Source organism: Chitinophaga sedimenti (assembly GCF_023156195.1).
Classification (GTDB): Bacteria; Bacteroidota; Bacteroidia; order Chitinophagales; family Chitinophagaceae; genus Chitinophaga; species Chitinophaga sedimenti.
The window spans coordinates 3950060-3963207 of record NZ_JAKUKA010000001.1 but is presented as its reverse complement, the minus strand read 5'-3'; the positions used below and the strand labels follow the sequence as shown (position 1 = coordinate 3963207).

At 49.6% G+C, this 13148-nt stretch carries 18 protein-coding genes and 1 pseudogene; 14 read left to right on the top strand and 5 right to left on the bottom strand.

The genetic code is table 11. The annotated features are described in order from the left end of the window. Window position 1: 1 nt before the first annotated feature. From MKQ70_RS22565 to MKQ70_RS22555, 3 genes are all read left to right on the top strand, one after another. On the top strand, window positions 2-730 hold the full coding sequence (locus MKQ70_RS22565) for an alpha/beta hydrolase (protein ID WP_248074512.1): 729 nt from the start codon (window positions 2-4) through the stop codon (window positions 728-730). Window positions 731-795: 65 nt separating this feature from the next. Beyond that, window positions 796-1350, top strand: a complete 555-nt coding sequence (locus MKQ70_RS22560) for an alpha/beta hydrolase (RefSeq protein WP_248074511.1) — start codon at window positions 796-798, stop codon at window positions 1348-1350. Continuing rightward, window positions 1344-1610 carry an alpha/beta hydrolase family protein gene (locus MKQ70_RS22555; protein ID WP_248074510.1) on the top strand — a complete coding sequence of 89 codons (267 nt, stop codon included), beginning with the start codon at window positions 1344-1346 and terminating at the stop codon, window positions 1608-1610. The genes MKQ70_RS22560 and MKQ70_RS22555 overlap by 7 nt, the downstream gene beginning before the upstream one ends. Before the next feature lie 53 nt (window positions 1611-1663). Here the strand turns inward: MKQ70_RS22555 and MKQ70_RS22550 are convergent, their stop codons facing one another. Both MKQ70_RS22550 and MKQ70_RS22545 read right to left on the bottom strand, forming a co-directional pair. Continuing rightward, window positions 1664-1969 (bottom strand): hypothetical protein, encoded by a 306-nt coding sequence (locus MKQ70_RS22550; protein ID WP_248074509.1) that lies wholly within the window; start codon window positions 1967-1969, stop codon window positions 1664-1666. Window positions 1970-2042: 73 nt separating this feature from the next. Continuing rightward, on the bottom strand, window positions 2043-2573 hold the full coding sequence (locus tag MKQ70_RS22545) for a S66 peptidase family protein (RefSeq protein WP_248074508.1): 531 nt from the start codon (window positions 2571-2573) through the stop codon (window positions 2043-2045). A gap of 168 nt (window positions 2574-2741) precedes the next feature. On the opposite strand from MKQ70_RS22545, the pseudogene metG (MKQ70_RS22535) reads away from it, so the two are divergent. The 11 genes and pseudogenes from metG (MKQ70_RS22535) to lpxB form a co-directional block, all read left to right on the top strand. Continuing rightward, window positions 2742-4127: pseudogene (metG, locus tag MKQ70_RS22535) on the top strand (methionine--tRNA ligase); the annotation flags it as partial. Between the two features lie 58 nt (window positions 4128-4185). Beyond that, window positions 4186-4365 carry a hypothetical protein gene (locus tag MKQ70_RS22530; RefSeq protein ID WP_248074506.1) on the top strand — a complete coding sequence of 60 codons (180 nt, stop codon included), beginning with the start codon at window positions 4186-4188 and terminating at the stop codon, window positions 4363-4365. A gap of 17 nt (window positions 4366-4382) precedes the next feature. Next, window positions 4383-4832, top strand: coding sequence for a methionine--tRNA ligase subunit beta (gene metG / locus MKQ70_RS22525; protein ID WP_248074505.1), 450 nt, complete (start codon window positions 4383-4385; stop codon window positions 4830-4832). Window positions 4833-4998: 166 nt separating this feature from the next. Continuing rightward, window positions 4999-6435 carry a 3-hydroxyacyl-CoA dehydrogenase family protein gene (locus MKQ70_RS22520; RefSeq protein WP_248074504.1) on the top strand — a complete coding sequence of 479 codons (1437 nt, stop codon included), beginning with the start codon at window positions 4999-5001 and terminating at the stop codon, window positions 6433-6435. Between the two features lie 71 nt (window positions 6436-6506). Beyond that, window positions 6507-7397 carry an enoyl-CoA hydratase/isomerase family protein gene (locus MKQ70_RS22515; protein WP_248074503.1) on the top strand — a complete coding sequence of 297 codons (891 nt, stop codon included), beginning with the start codon at window positions 6507-6509 and terminating at the stop codon, window positions 7395-7397. 93 nt (window positions 7398-7490) lie between these two features. Further along, window positions 7491-7832, top strand: a complete 342-nt coding sequence (locus tag MKQ70_RS39255) for an ATP-binding cassette domain-containing protein (RefSeq protein WP_372490019.1) — start codon at window positions 7491-7493, stop codon at window positions 7830-7832. Continuing rightward, the gene (locus MKQ70_RS39250; RefSeq protein WP_372490136.1) at window positions 7721-8377 is read left to right on the top strand and encodes an ABC transporter ATP-binding protein; all 657 of its coding nucleotides are present in this window, start codon (window positions 7721-7723) and stop codon (window positions 8375-8377) included. The genes MKQ70_RS39255 and MKQ70_RS39250 overlap by 112 nt, the downstream gene beginning before the upstream one ends. Before the next feature lie 5 nt (window positions 8378-8382). Continuing rightward, window positions 8383-9162, top strand: coding sequence for an ABC transporter permease (locus MKQ70_RS22505; protein ID WP_248074502.1), 780 nt, complete (start codon window positions 8383-8385; stop codon window positions 9160-9162). A gap of 154 nt (window positions 9163-9316) precedes the next feature. Then, window positions 9317-10087, top strand: a complete 771-nt coding sequence (gene surE, locus MKQ70_RS22500; protein WP_248074501.1) for a 5'/3'-nucleotidase SurE — start codon at window positions 9317-9319, stop codon at window positions 10085-10087. Next, entirely contained in the window at window positions 10075-10407 is a 333-nt protein-coding gene (locus MKQ70_RS22495; protein WP_248074500.1) for a hypothetical protein, read from the top strand. The genes surE and MKQ70_RS22495 overlap by 13 nt, the downstream gene beginning before the upstream one ends. A gap of 15 nt (window positions 10408-10422) precedes the next feature. Beyond that, window positions 10423-11526 carry a lipid-A-disaccharide synthase gene (gene lpxB, locus MKQ70_RS22490; RefSeq protein ID WP_248074499.1) on the top strand — a complete coding sequence of 368 codons (1104 nt, stop codon included), beginning with the start codon at window positions 10423-10425 and terminating at the stop codon, window positions 11524-11526. Window positions 11527-11572: 46 nt separating this feature from the next. Here the strand turns inward: lpxB and MKQ70_RS22485 are convergent, their stop codons facing one another. From MKQ70_RS22485 to MKQ70_RS22475, 3 genes are all read right to left on the bottom strand, one after another. Then, entirely contained in the window at window positions 11573-12340 is a 768-nt protein-coding gene (locus tag MKQ70_RS22485) for a transposase (RefSeq protein WP_248065901.1), read from the bottom strand. 2 nt (window positions 12341-12342) lie between these two features. After that, window positions 12343-12594 carry an IS110 family transposase gene (locus MKQ70_RS22480; protein ID WP_248074498.1) on the bottom strand — a complete coding sequence of 84 codons (252 nt, stop codon included), beginning with the start codon at window positions 12592-12594 and terminating at the stop codon, window positions 12343-12345. Between the two features lie 358 nt (window positions 12595-12952). After that, the gene (locus tag MKQ70_RS22475; protein ID WP_248074497.1) at window positions 12953-13123 is read right to left on the bottom strand and encodes a DUF6728 family protein; all 171 of its coding nucleotides are present in this window, start codon (window positions 13121-13123) and stop codon (window positions 12953-12955) included. Between the last annotated feature and the right edge of the window lie 25 nt (window positions 13124-13148).

The window sequence follows — 13148 nt, the reverse complement described above, 5'->3', positions numbered from 1 at the left end:
AATGAACCCTACGGTGATTTACATCATTGCCGGTTACCTCGCGCTGGTGCTGATTGCTTACCTGGTACAGGAAGTTTTCATCTTTAAGCCCGAGAAACTGCACCCCGATTTTGCCTTTAAGTACGATCAGCCTTTCGAGGAATTGTTCTACGAGGTGGCACCGGGTGTGCGTTTAAACGGACTGCACTTCATCGTAGACAAACCCAGGGGCACCCTGCTGTACTTTCACGGAAACAGCCGGAGTATTAAAGGATGGGGCAAGTTTGCCCGCGACTTTACCCGGTACGGGTACGATGTGGTGATGATAGATTACCGCGGGTTTGGCAAAAGCACGGGTAAACGAACGGAGCAGGATTTACTGAAAGATGCGCAGTTCGTGTACGATACGCTCAGGGCTTCGCAGCCGGAGCATTGTATACTGGTGTACGGCAGAAGTATCGGCAGCGGTTTTGCAGCTAAGGTGGCGAGTGACAACAACCCGCGCTACCTGATCCTCGACGCGCCGTATTACAGCTTTGCCCGGGTGGTCAAACGCTTTTTACCCCTGCTGCCCCTGCGCTGGGTACTCCGTTACCACCTGCGCACCGACCTGTGGATACCGAAGGTTAAATGCCATACTTATATTATTCATGGTACTAAAGACCGGCTCATCCCTATCCGGCACAGCGAACACCTGCAGGCCCTGAACGCATATGATCACGCTGATCAGGATTCATGGGGGCGGACATAACAACCTGCCGGGTTTCCCGGAGTATCATGCCTTTATCAGGGATATTTTGCAAGCGTAAAACAGCTATGAAATCATTATTACAGAAAATTTCCTGGAAAAAGCTCATGCTTTGGACGATGGCCATTTACCTGGCCGTTGGCGCACTGCTGTGGGTAATACAGGAAAAACTCATTTTCCATCCCGTCGTATTGCCGGCCAATTACCAGTATAAATTTGACGTACCCTTCGAAGAACTGCTCATCCGCATCAATAAGAAAGAAACCATCAGTGCCGTGTTGTTCAAGGCCGATAAGCCGCGTGGCATGGTGTTGTACTTTCATGGTAACGGGCAAAACGTGGAGAAATATGTAAAATACCGGGACGTTTTCCGCCGCAACCAGTACGATGTACTCATGATGGACTACCGCAGCTTCGGGAAAAGCACCGGTAAACTGAAGGAACAGACTTTTTATGACGATGCGCTGCAGATGTACAAGGTGGCCCGCGTTCGTTTCGCGCCCTGGCAGATCGTAATCTACGGCAAGTCACTGGGTACCGGCGTAGCCGCCCAGCTGGCCTCTGTCCGCGATTGTAAACAGCTGATCCTGAAACACCGTATTACAGTCTGCCCGACGTGGTAAAGCAATTTGCACCGGTATACCCCTACGACTATATCATGAATTTTAAATTTCCCACCTACGAGTATATCCGCGACATAAAGGCTCCTGTGGCCATTTTTCACGGAACAGACGACTGGGTGGTGCCCCAGGGCTCATCGGAGAAGCTGAAGCCGCTGCTGAAGCCGGAAGATGAATATGTGACCATCCCGGGCGGGGAGCATAATAACCTGGCGAAGTACCCGGTGTATAATCAAAAAATGGATTCGCTCTTACATAACTAAATGCAAAAGCCCGGGCCATGTTGGTGGCCCGGGCTTTTTTATAGGTTGATGAATTATTTCAGCTGTTTAAGGGTGCACTGCTTGCCGCTCACCTTCAGCTCGTGCTTCAGGCCCAGTTTAAGGGCATAGTTCTGTTCCTGGTGACCCACCGGGAAATTGAAGCACACCGGGTAATCATATTCCTTTACCAGGTTAAGGATAATTTCGTTCTCCGTTTGGCCGAAAGGCGTATCCGTTTCGCGGGCCTCGGTAAAGCTGCCTACGACCAGTCCGGCCAGTTTATCGAGCCAACCGGCGCGTTTCAGGTTGTACATCATGCGGTCGACGCTGTAGCGGTATTCCCCGATATCTTCCAGCACCAGTATTTTGCCTTTGGTGTCGGGCTGGGAGGGGAACCGGATACGGCTGCCAGCATAGTGAGGTTACCCCCGATCAGTTCACCCGTGGCGGTGCCGGGGCGGTCGAGGGGTGCGGGCCGAAGCTGTATTTATAGGATTTGCCGGCGATGGCCAGGCGGAGACTCTGTACATACTGGTTTTCCCGGGTGGCAATGGTGATGCCGCTGCTCATCATGGCGTGCATGCTGGCGATGCCCAATTTCTGGTGCACGTGTGCATGCAGTACCGTTACATCGCTGTAACCGATCAGCCATTTTGGATTTTTGCGGAAGCGGGTAAAATCGAGGCGGTCGATAATACAGATCATGCCATAGCCACCGCGGCCAAAGAAGATAGCTTTGATTTCGGGGTCGTCGAGCATGTCCTGCAGTTCTTCGAGGCGCAGCTCGTCGGGTGCGGAAAAGTTGTGAAAACTGGTGCCTACCGTGATGCCGAGGTGTACCCGGTATCCCCACGATTCCAGCACACCGGCGGCATATTCGGCCTGGTGAAGCTCCATTTTGCTGCTGGAACAGGTAATGCCGATCAGGTCACCTTTTTTGAGATATGGTGGAATTTTTATCATTCTTAAGTGCTTTAGTTACCTTTGCTGATTAATTGATAATATTGCCAACAAGTATAAGCAATATTTCAAAACGGAAAAATGAATCGTGCAGGATTAAATATAATTCACCCACGCCCCATTTTCCACCGGAATAAAAGACAAAATAGTACGGATGAAACAGTTTAACAGATATCTGATTACCGCGGCGCTGCCTTACGCCAATGGTCCCGTGCACATCGGGCACCTGGCCGGCTGCTACCTGCCTTCGGATATATATGTACGTTACCTGCGGGCAACCGGGGCCGACGTGAAATTTATCGGCGGCACGGACGAACACGGCGTTCCCATCACCATTAAGGCGATGAAGGAAGGGGTGACCCCGCAGGACATTGTAGACAAATATTACGCGATCATACGCGATAGTTTCGCGGCGATGGGTATCAGCTTCGATATTTTTCGCGCACCTCGCGCGAGATCCATCATGAAACGGCGGCTGCGTTCTTTACAAACATGTATGATAAGGGCTTGTTTGAAAAGAAGGAGAGTGAGCAATATTATGATGAAATAAAGAACGTCTTCCTGGCGGATCGCTATATCGTTGGTACTTGCCCCAATTGCGGCAACGATCGTGCTTATGGCGACCAGTGCGAAGTTTGTGGCACTACGTTAAGCCCTGAAGAGCTGATCAACCCGCGCTCTGCGCTCAGTGACGCCGTTCCCGTAAAACGCAAAACGGAGCATTGGTACATGCCGCTTGCCAACTATGAACCATGGTTGAAAGAATGGTTGATAGAAGGGCATAAAGAGTGGAAAAATAACGTATACGGTCAATGTAAGAGCTGGATCGATACCGGACTGCAAAGCCGTGCGATGACGCGCGATAGTAGCTGGGGGATCAAAGTGCCGTTGCCCGATGCGGAAGGTAAAGTGCTTTATGTGTGGTTCGATGCGCCGATTGGCTATATTTCTGCCACCAAAGAATTAACGCCGGATTGGGAAAAGTATTGGTGTCAGGAAGATACCAAGCTTGTTCATTTTATCGGTAAGGATAATATCGTTTTCCACTGTATCATTTTCCCGTCCATGTTACATGCGCATGGTGGTTTTGTGCTGCCGGAAAACGTGCCGGCTAACGAGTTCCTTAATCTGGAAGGTGAAAAAATTTCCACTTCCCGTAACTGGGCCGTTTGGGTGGATGAATATGTGCGCGACTTCCCCGATCAGCAGGACGTGTTGCGTTATGTACTCTGCGCCACTGCGCCGGAAACGAAAGACAACGATTTTACCTGGAAAGACTTTCAGGCAAGAAATAACGGAGAACTGGTGGCCATTTTTGGCAACTTCGTGAATCGTACCATGGTGTTGATGCATAAATTGTGCGGAGGCAAAGTGCCCCCGTTTCATGCAGATATCAAAGACGATAAAGATGATGCGATCATCGCAATGCTGCAGTCTGCGAAGCAGAAAATCACCGAATCGCTGGAGAGCTATCGTTTCCGCGAAGCGCAGGCAGAGATGATGAACGTGGCGCGTGAAGGTAACCGTTATTTGCAGGAGCGGGAGCCCGGATCGTAGCGAAGAAACTGGAGGAGAATCCGGAAGTGCAGAAGCAGATTGACAACTGCCTGCACGTTTGCAGTTAACGGCTAATCTGGCCATTTTCTCAAATCCTTTCATTCCTTTCACAGCGCAGAAAATCTGCCATATGTTGAAAGTAGTCGATAAGATATTAGAGTGGAAAAACGCGGGCAGCATGAAGCTGCTAAGCGTCGGTTACTCCTTGCGTGCACCGGAATTGTTATTCAAAAAATAGAAGACGAACAAGTTAAAGTGGAAGTAGAAAAACTAGAAGCTAAGAGAGCGGAAGCGATGGCAACCGCTGCCGCGGCAGCCGGAACGGTTGCGCCAACAACGGAAACCGTTCAGCCGGTTGAAACCGAAACTCCCGCCAAACCCGAAATCCAGTACGACGACTTCGCCAAACTGGAACTGAAAGTAGGCACCATCACCGCAGCCGAAAAAGTAGAGAAAGCAGACAAACTGCTGAAGCTGACGGTGGATCTCGGCAGCGAACAACGCACCGTGGTTTCGGGCATTGCGATGCATTATAAACCAGAAGACATCGTAGGCAAACAGGTAACACTGGTAGCCAACCTCGCACCCCGTAAAATGCGCGGTATCGAAAGCCGTGGCATGATCCTGATGGCGGAAGATAAAGATGGCAAACTGGTATTTGTAAACCCGGCCGAAGCGGTAGCGCCAGGCAGCGGTGTAAGCTGATCATACTTCAATAGCAATAGAAAACGGCCTCCATGGAAACATGGGGGCCGTTTTATTTAGGCGCCGGAAAGTTTCGGCCCACCGATTGACGTACGAACGGCAAAAAATGCTAAATTCATTTATTATTCCACTACTTCAAACATAACCGCATAAAAGCAGGAAAAACATGCAAAGAAGAATCAATAAAGTAGCAGTACTGGGATCAGGTGTAATGGGATCGAGGATTGCCTGCCACTTTGCAGGTATAGGTGTTAAGGTATTGTTGCTGGATATTGCGCCCAAAGAACCGAATGACGCGGAGAAGGCAAAAGGGTTAACCACGGAACATCCGGCCGTTAAAAACAGGATCGTGAACGATGCGTTGCAGGCGGCGTTGAAATCCAACCCCTCGCCGGTGTTCACGAAAGATGTGGCGAAGCTGATCAAAACCGGCAACTTTACGGACAATATGAAAGATATTGCCGGCGTCGACTGGATCATTGAAGTAGTGGTGGAAAATCTCGATATCAAACGCAGTGTGTTCGAGCAGGTGGAACAATACCGCAAACCGGGCACCCTCATCACTTCCAATACTTCCGGCATTCCCATTCATCTGATGACGGAGGGCAGGAGCGAAGATTTTCAAAAGCATTTCTGCGGCACACACTTCTTTAACCCGCCGCGGTATTTGCGTTTACTCGAAATTATCCCCACCCCGCATACCGATCCTTCGATCGTGGAATTCCTCATGGAGTATGGCGACCTGTACCTCGGTAAAACCACGGTACTGGCCAAAGATACACCGGCGTTCATCGCCAACCGGGTAGGTGTTTTCTCCATCATGGCCATCTTTCATATCATGGAAGAAATGGGCTTAAATGTGGATGAAATCGATGCATTGACCGGCCCGGTGATCGGCCGCCCGAAATCGGCTACGTTCCGCACGGCCGACGTAGTAGGTATCGATACGCTGGTGAAAGTGGCGGTAGGGGTAGCGCAGAACTGTCCGGACGATGAAGCGAAAGCGATCTTTACGATTCCATCTTTCCTGCAAAAGATAGTAGACAACAAATGGCTGGGCGATAAAACCGGTCAGGGTTTCTACAAGAAAACAAAAGGCGACGGCGGTAAAGAAATTCTTACCCTCGACCTGAAAACCATGGAGTATGGTCCGCGCCAGAAAGCGAAGTTTGGCAGCATCGAGGCCGCCAAACCCATCGATGATCTGAAACAGCGCATCCGCATGGTAGCCGCCGGCACCGATAAAGCCGGGCAATTCTACCAGGCGTTTCATGCCTACCTGTTTTCGTATATCAGCAACCGCATTCCCGAAATTGCAGATGATCTCTATAAGGTAGACGACGCCATGAAAGCCGGTTTCGGCTGGGAGATCGGCGCTTTCGAAACCTGGGACCTGCTGGGCGTGGAAAACGGCATCAAACTCATTGAAGCCAAAGGACTCACCGCCGCCCAATGGGTAAAGGATATGCTGGCCAAAGGCATCAATAAATTTTACAAGGTTGATAACGGTAAACAATACTATTACAGCCGGTATCGCAACAATACGAAGCGATCCCCGGTACCGACAATTTCATCATCCTGGAAAACCGCTCCGGCCATGTAATCTGGAAAAACTCGGCCTGCAGTCTGTACGACCTCGGCGATGGTGTAGCCTGCCTCGACTGGAAAACCAAGATGAACACGATCGGCGGCGAAGTGCTCGAAGGCATTCACAAAGCAGTAGACCGCGCCGAAAAAGATTTCCAGGGACTGGTGATCGGCAACGACGGCGCGGTGTTTTCCGCGGGCGCCAACGTGGGTATGATTTTCATGTTCGCGGCAGAGCAGGAGTATGATGAGCTGGATATGGCGGTGCGCCTGTTCCAGCGTACCACTATGCGTTTACGTTACTCTTCTGTTCCGGTAGTAGTAGCACCGCATGGCTTAACACTGGGTGGTGGCTGCGAAATGAGCCTGCATGCAGATAAAGTGCAGGCGGCTGCCGAAAGCTATATTGGCCTGGTGGAATTTGGTGTAGGCCTTATTCCCGGAGGTGGCGGTACCAAAGAAATGGCACTGCGTGCTTCCGACGAATTCCGGGAAGGGCTGGTAGAGAATAACATTTTACAGGAACGTTACCTGACCATTGCGACCGCGAAAGTGAGTACCTCTGCACATGAAGCCTTTGACCTGGGTATTCTTCGCCGTGGCCACGATGAGATCAGCATGAACCAGAGCCGAGTGATCGCCGATGCGAAGCGCAGTGTGATCGATATTGCAGCGGATGGCTATACCCGTCCGCAGGAACGCACCGACGTAAAAGTGCTGGGCCGCGGTGGGCTCGGGGCCATGTTGGCCGGTGTGAATGGTATGAAGACCGGTAACTACATATCCGAGCACGATGCGAAGATCGCGGGTAAACTGGCATACGTGATGTGCGGCGGCGACCTGAGCGAGCCGGCATTGGTGAGCGAGCAATACCTGCTGGACCTGGAGCGGGAGGCATTCCTGAGCCTCTGCGGTGAGCGTAAAACACTTGAAAGGTTGCAGCACATGCTGAAAACAGGCAAACCTTTACGGAATTAAAATATTATATTTAGTATAGCAAAACGGGGTGTTGGTCAATCAAACACCCCGTTTTGCATTATCCGCCATACATTTATCTAAAATTAAATCACTGTGTCAATTCTATCCCTTCACAACATCTCCAAAAGCTACGGCCGCATACAGGCATTGAACGGCGTGTCGTTCGACGTGCCGGCGGGCAGCGTGTTTGGTATCCTTGGTCCGAACGGTAGTGGTAAAACCACCCTGCTCGGCATTGTGACCAACATCCTGAATGCCGACAGCGGCACTTTTACCTTGTTTGACGGCGAACCCAACTCTGATGCCCGCAAAAAATGGGTACCCTGCTCGAGACGCCTAACTTTTACCATTATCTCTCTGCTTACGAGAATCTCCGCATCGCCGCCGCCATCAAAGGCCACAGTGAAGAGGATATTCCCCGTGTGCTCAAAATAGCCGGCCTCCTGGAGCGTCAGCATTCCAAGTTCAAAACCTTTTCACTGGGTATGAAGCAACGCCTGGCTATTGCCGCCGCGCTGCTTGGCGACCCCGGCGTACTGGTGCTGGACGAGCCTACCAACGGACTGGATCCCGAAGGGATTGCCGAAGTACGTAACCTGATCAAGTCGCTGGCGGCCGCGGGTAAAACCGTGATCATGGCCAGCCATTTACTCGATGAAGTAGAGAAGGTTTGCGACCACGTAGCCATCATCATGAAAGGAAAACTGCTGATGTCCGGTGCGGTAAATGAAGTGATCAGCCGCGAAGACTTCATAGAAGTAGGCGCTGCCAACCTGGAACATTTGCAGTCGGTGATTGCCGCGCACCCGGACCTGGCGAATATTGTAGCCGGCAAGGAGTTTTTGCAGGTGAGCTTTAATAACGGCACTACCGCCGAAGATATAAACGCCTGGTGCTTCGAAAAAGGCGTGAAGCTCAACCATCTCATCATCCGTAAGAAAAGCCTGGAAGCAGCGTTCTTCGAAATCACCAAAGCCTAATCACTATGTTACATATTTTCAGAACAGAATGGTTAAAGGTAAAAAGTTACCGCACCTTCTGGGTCCTTATCGGACTAACGTTCGTTTCCTTTTTCGGGGTGAACTTCGGCGCTGCTGAAATTACCGGCGAAATGGTGAAGCAATCCAAAGGTTTTATTACCAGTGTGTACGACTTTCCTACGGTATGGCAAATGATGGCCATCTTTGGGAATTACGCCATTATATTCCCCGGGTTCCTGGTCATTATTCTTGTTACCAACGAGTTTACGTTTAAAACCCACCGCCAGAATATCATCGATGGCTGGTCAAGAAGGGATTTTATCATCTCGAAATTGTTCTGGGTGGTAGCGCTGAGCGTATTCTCGCTGGTTTGCGCGGTGATCTTCGGTCTTATTCTCGGGTTGATGTATGGTCAGAACAGCATTTCTTTCGAAGATTTTTCCTACATGTGGTATTTCTTCGGTCAGACCCTGCTGGTGCTTTCGCTGGCCCTGCTGCTTGGCGTACTGATCAAACGCGCCGGTTTCACTATCGTAATTTTTATGGCCTACGTTATGGGCGGCGAGCAGATGCTGGTGTTCCTGGGCAAACGTTACGATATTTCACTGATCACGCTGATGCCCATGCAGGCTACCGATGAATTGATCCCTTTCCCGACCATTCTCGGCAAAGCGGCGCGTAATGTGTCGCTGTACGGTTCATCCGTATACATCATCGCCACACTGGTCTTTATTGCGCTCCTTACTTACTTCACTTCCCGTAAACTGAGCAGGGCAGACCTTTAATAATTACGTATAAGAAATAACAGGGGCAGCAGGCGATATTTCAGCTCTCTGCCCTTTTTTCATCTTATTACACAATATTTTTTTATTTAACATTTATTATTTCCGATTCTAGCCCACGGAGGTTAAATTTGTTGTCTAAACCCTGATAGCGATCGTGAAAGAGGAAATAACCATATTAGTCACCAACGATGATGGTATTACCGCCCCCGGCATCCGGGCGCTGGTAAATGCAGTGAAATCCCTTGGCAGGGTAGTGGTGGTAGCGCCGGACAGTCCCCAGTCGGGCAAAGGTCACGCTATTACTATCGGTACGCCGTTGCGCCTGGACCAGGTAGACCTGTTCGAAGGCATTGAAGCCTGGCAGTGCTCCGGCACACCCGTAGATTGTGTAAAACTGGCCCGTGCGAAAATACTGCACCGCCGGCCGGACATCTGCGTAAGCGGCATCAACCACGGCGCCAATCATTCGATTAATATTATTTACTCCGGTACCATGTCTGCCGCTATGGAAGCAGCTTTGGAAGGTGTGCCCTCAGTCGGGTTTTCTTATCTTGATTACCGCTACGATGCCGATTTTACGCTGCCGCAACAGGTAGCGCATGAAGTGACGGCAAAGATGATCAATACCAAACTTCCCGAAGGAACGTTATTCAATGTGAATATACCGGTGATAGACAGCCAGGATTATAAAGGTCTCCGCATCTGCCGTCAGGCAAATGCCAAATGGGTAGAGGAGTTTGAAGAAAGAATAGATCCGCATAGCAAAAAATATTACTGGCTTACGGGCGAGTTCCGTAACCTGGACAATGGCGAAGATACGGATGTGTGGGCGCTGGAGAACGGGTATTCGTCGCTGGTGCCGGTGCAGTACGATTTAACCGACTATAAACTAAAGCAACAACTCATATCCGAATGGAAATGCTGACCAATAATCCCATCAATACCATCCTGAAACGCGACAACCTGATACTGGGTGTCGTCCTCGGCCTCCTTACCCCCGTAGTGGGCATGCTGCTGTATTATGCACTGGCTTTTGCCCCCAAGGGTATATCGTTTACCGAGTTTTTCCGGCTGCTTGGCGCCAACCGCTTTTTGCTGCCGAAGTTCATCAGTATATCGTTATTGCTGAACGGCGTGGTGTTTTACCTGTATACCCGCAAGCGACGCGACGTTACCGCCAAAGGTATTTTCCTCGTTACCATGTTGTACGCAATCGTTATCTTGCTGCTCAAACTCATTTTTTAGGAAAGGATCAGCAGCATGAAATACTACATTATCGCCGGTGAGGCTTCGGGAGATTTGCATGGCAGTAACCTCATCAAACAATTGAAGCAGTTGGATAATGCTGCCGATATTCGTTGCTGGGGCGGCGATATGATGGAACAGGCGGGTGGCAAAGTGGTGAAACACTACCGCGAGCTCGCCTTTATGGGCTTCATCGAAGTAGCGATGAACCTGCGTACGATTCTTAAAAACCTGGACTTCTGCAAAAACGATATCCTGGCTTACAAGCCGGATATTCTCGTATTGATCGACTATCCCGGTTTTAACCTGCGCATTGCTGAATGGGCCAAAGAGCAGGGGATCAAAGTGGCTTTCTATATCTCTCCGCAGGTATGGGCATGGAAAGAAGGTCGCGTGAAAAAGATCCGGCAGACCGTAGACAAGATGCTGGTCATTCTTCCTTTTGAAAAAGATTATTACCGCGATAAATGGCAGTATGAAGTGGAATACGTGGGCCATCCGCTAATCGAGGTGGTGAAAGAAGCCCGCCAGCAGCCGCCGGCCAAGCCGTTTTCCGACAAACCTGTAATTGCCCTGCTGCCCGGCAGCCGCAAACAGGAAGTAAAAATGAAACTGCCGATCATGCTCACCATGGCGCGCTACTTTCCCGAGTACCAGTTCGTGGTGGCACAGGCCCCGAGTCTCGACGATGCATTTATCAACAGCTTTGTAGCCGCGTACCCGAACGTGTCGCTTGTAAAAGGCCAGACTTATTCCCTGCTGATGCAGTCCCGCGCAGCCCTGGTCACTTCGGGCACCGCCACACTGGAAACCGCGCTGTTCGGGGTGCCGGAGGTAGTATGTTACAAAGGCAGTTCCATATCCTACTTTGTGGCCAGGCGCCTCATCAAAGTAAAATACATTTCGCTGGTAAACCTCATCATGGATAAACCCGTGGTGAAGGAGCTGATCCAGCACGACCTCACTGAAGAAAACCTGCTCAGGGAATTAACGCTGCTGCTGAAAGACGAGCACAAACAACAACAAATGAAGGCGGACTACGCAGCGCTGTGGACCTTGCTGGGCGAGGGCAATGCTTCGCGCCGGGCGGCGGAGGCGATTGAGGGAATGTTGAAGTAATATTGAACTTAACAGTAGTAATACTTTTCAGCCGCCGCTGTGTTTTCTATGGTTTTTGCAAATTTTGGTAGATATAATTTTTATCGAACCTCGTCTGTTTTTGTACAACGGCTGTTATAGTTAGGACGATTTTGTTTCTTAAAGCGTTTATAACAAGCATCTTGTGTTTTCCTTCGGCTATTTTTCTCCGAAAATAATCCCCAAAGCTGTTTTTCATTTTGGTGGCTGTCAGGGCACACATGTGCAGGAGGCTTTTAAGCACTCTATTAGCTAAATGACTGACCCTGGCAGGCTTTCGCACGCTGCTGCCGCTTCGTCGTTCAAATGGAACAACGCCACAATAACTACCTAGCTGTTTGCCCGATTTCACTTGCTTAAATCCATCGGTGTAGCAGATGAGGTGATAAGCGGTGATAGGCCCTACAGAAGGAACGCTGGTGATCAAGCTGACCTGACGGCGCATTTGGGCGTCCTCCTTAACCAGTTGGGCGATGTCCTCATTGATTCGTTTAAGATCGAGTTCAAGGCCCTGTATGCCCGCTGTGTATGCTGTGGTTTTAGGAACGCCACTCCAGTCATAGAAGGCTTTCTCTTCCAATGGCTGTTTGAGGGCCTTTAATACACTCAGTAATCTCCGACGCTGTGCCAGTAGTTGCTTAAGTGTGGTGATTACTGATATGGGTTTTTTCCATAGCTGCAACTCATCACTATGATGCTTAGCATAACGAGCGATGTCTAATGCATCTTTGGGATCGCTTTTCTTACGGATATCGCGGATGCTCCTTTTGATATTAGCGGCATTTTCCAGACTCACGGCTATTTGCTGGCTGTCCGGTAATGAACAACGGCCTCATTATAATGCCCTGTATTCTCAATACAGATCAATAACTTTTTGATAGCGTTGCCCATCAGACTGCGAAGCCACTTTTTCATGTCAGCAAATCCTTTATTGCTTTGTTCAAAGCAGTTGCTGTAGGGGTACTTTACATCACCTGACAGCAGCACACAGATATCTATTTTGCTCTTGGATACATCTATTCCGGCAAAATGAACGAATTTTACACTCATTGGTTTTGTTTCTTTTGGGGACCCGCGAAGATCCATGAATAAAGCCAGTGAGATCAACCAGTTTGAACTTTCCCTAGACCTTTAATAAGCTCTACGTTTATTTTCTATTTGGGTTTTGTTCAAACCAGGCTACGGCAGGATTAAAACACAACCTGGGTTTTACCCTTGTCACTCTAAAAGTGCCTGCCGTAGTCCGGTTGACCTTACAGTTATCCACAATCTGCGTGTTAATTCACAAAAAGAAAAAAGAACCAAAAAAGAAAAAGTTATAGTAGTAATAGTAATAATATCTTCTCTTTTGTTTCTTTTCACAAACCTAAAGGTCACTCACTTCGGCGGCTGTTGCTTTATTCCCCTGTTAATGCCGCCTGATCAACCGTACAATCACAATCACCAGCGCCACCAAAAACAACAGGATGGAAATCCGGTTCATGCCATGCATCATGGCGGTGTAACGCGTTTTGGGCGCGCTCGGATCTTTTTTGCCGATATAGAGGTAGCGGAGTATCTGCTGGAAAATACTTTTCATACCACAAATATCCTCCAAATTTGGC

What these genes read in the sequence shown, in the direction of transcription:
- MKQ70_RS22475 (WP_248074497.1), bottom strand. Translation starts at nt 13,123, where the DNA reads ATGAAAAGTATTTTCCAGCAGATACTCCGCTACCTCTATATCGGCAAA.
- MKQ70_RS22505 (WP_248074502.1), top strand. Translation starts at nt 8,383, where the DNA reads ATGTTACATATTTTCAGAACAGAATGGTTAAAGGTAAAAAGTTACCGC.
- MKQ70_RS22495 (WP_248074500.1), top strand. Translation starts at nt 10,075, where the DNA reads ATGGAAATGCTGACCAATAATCCCATCAATACCATCCTGAAACGCGAC.
- MKQ70_RS22565 (WP_248074512.1), top strand. Translation starts at nt 2, where the DNA reads ATGAACCCTACGGTGATTTACATCATTGCCGGTTACCTCGCGCTGGTG.
- lpxB (WP_248074499.1), top strand. Translation starts at nt 10,423, where the DNA reads ATGAAATACTACATTATCGCCGGTGAGGCTTCGGGAGATTTGCATGGC.
- MKQ70_RS22545 (WP_248074508.1), bottom strand. Translation starts at nt 2,573, where the DNA reads ATGATAAAAATTCCACCATATCTCAAAAAAGGTGACCTGATCGGCATT.
- MKQ70_RS22515 (WP_248074503.1), top strand. Translation starts at nt 6,507, where the DNA reads ATGAACACGATCGGCGGCGAAGTGCTCGAAGGCATTCACAAAGCAGTA.
- MKQ70_RS22480 (WP_248074498.1), bottom strand. Translation starts at nt 12,594, where the DNA reads ATGAGTGTAAAATTCGTTCATTTTGCCGGAATAGATGTATCCAAGAGC.
- MKQ70_RS22520 (WP_248074504.1), top strand. Translation starts at nt 4,999, where the DNA reads ATGCAAAGAAGAATCAATAAAGTAGCAGTACTGGGATCAGGTGTAATG.
- MKQ70_RS22560 (WP_248074511.1), top strand. Translation starts at nt 796, where the DNA reads ATGAAATCATTATTACAGAAAATTTCCTGGAAAAAGCTCATGCTTTGG.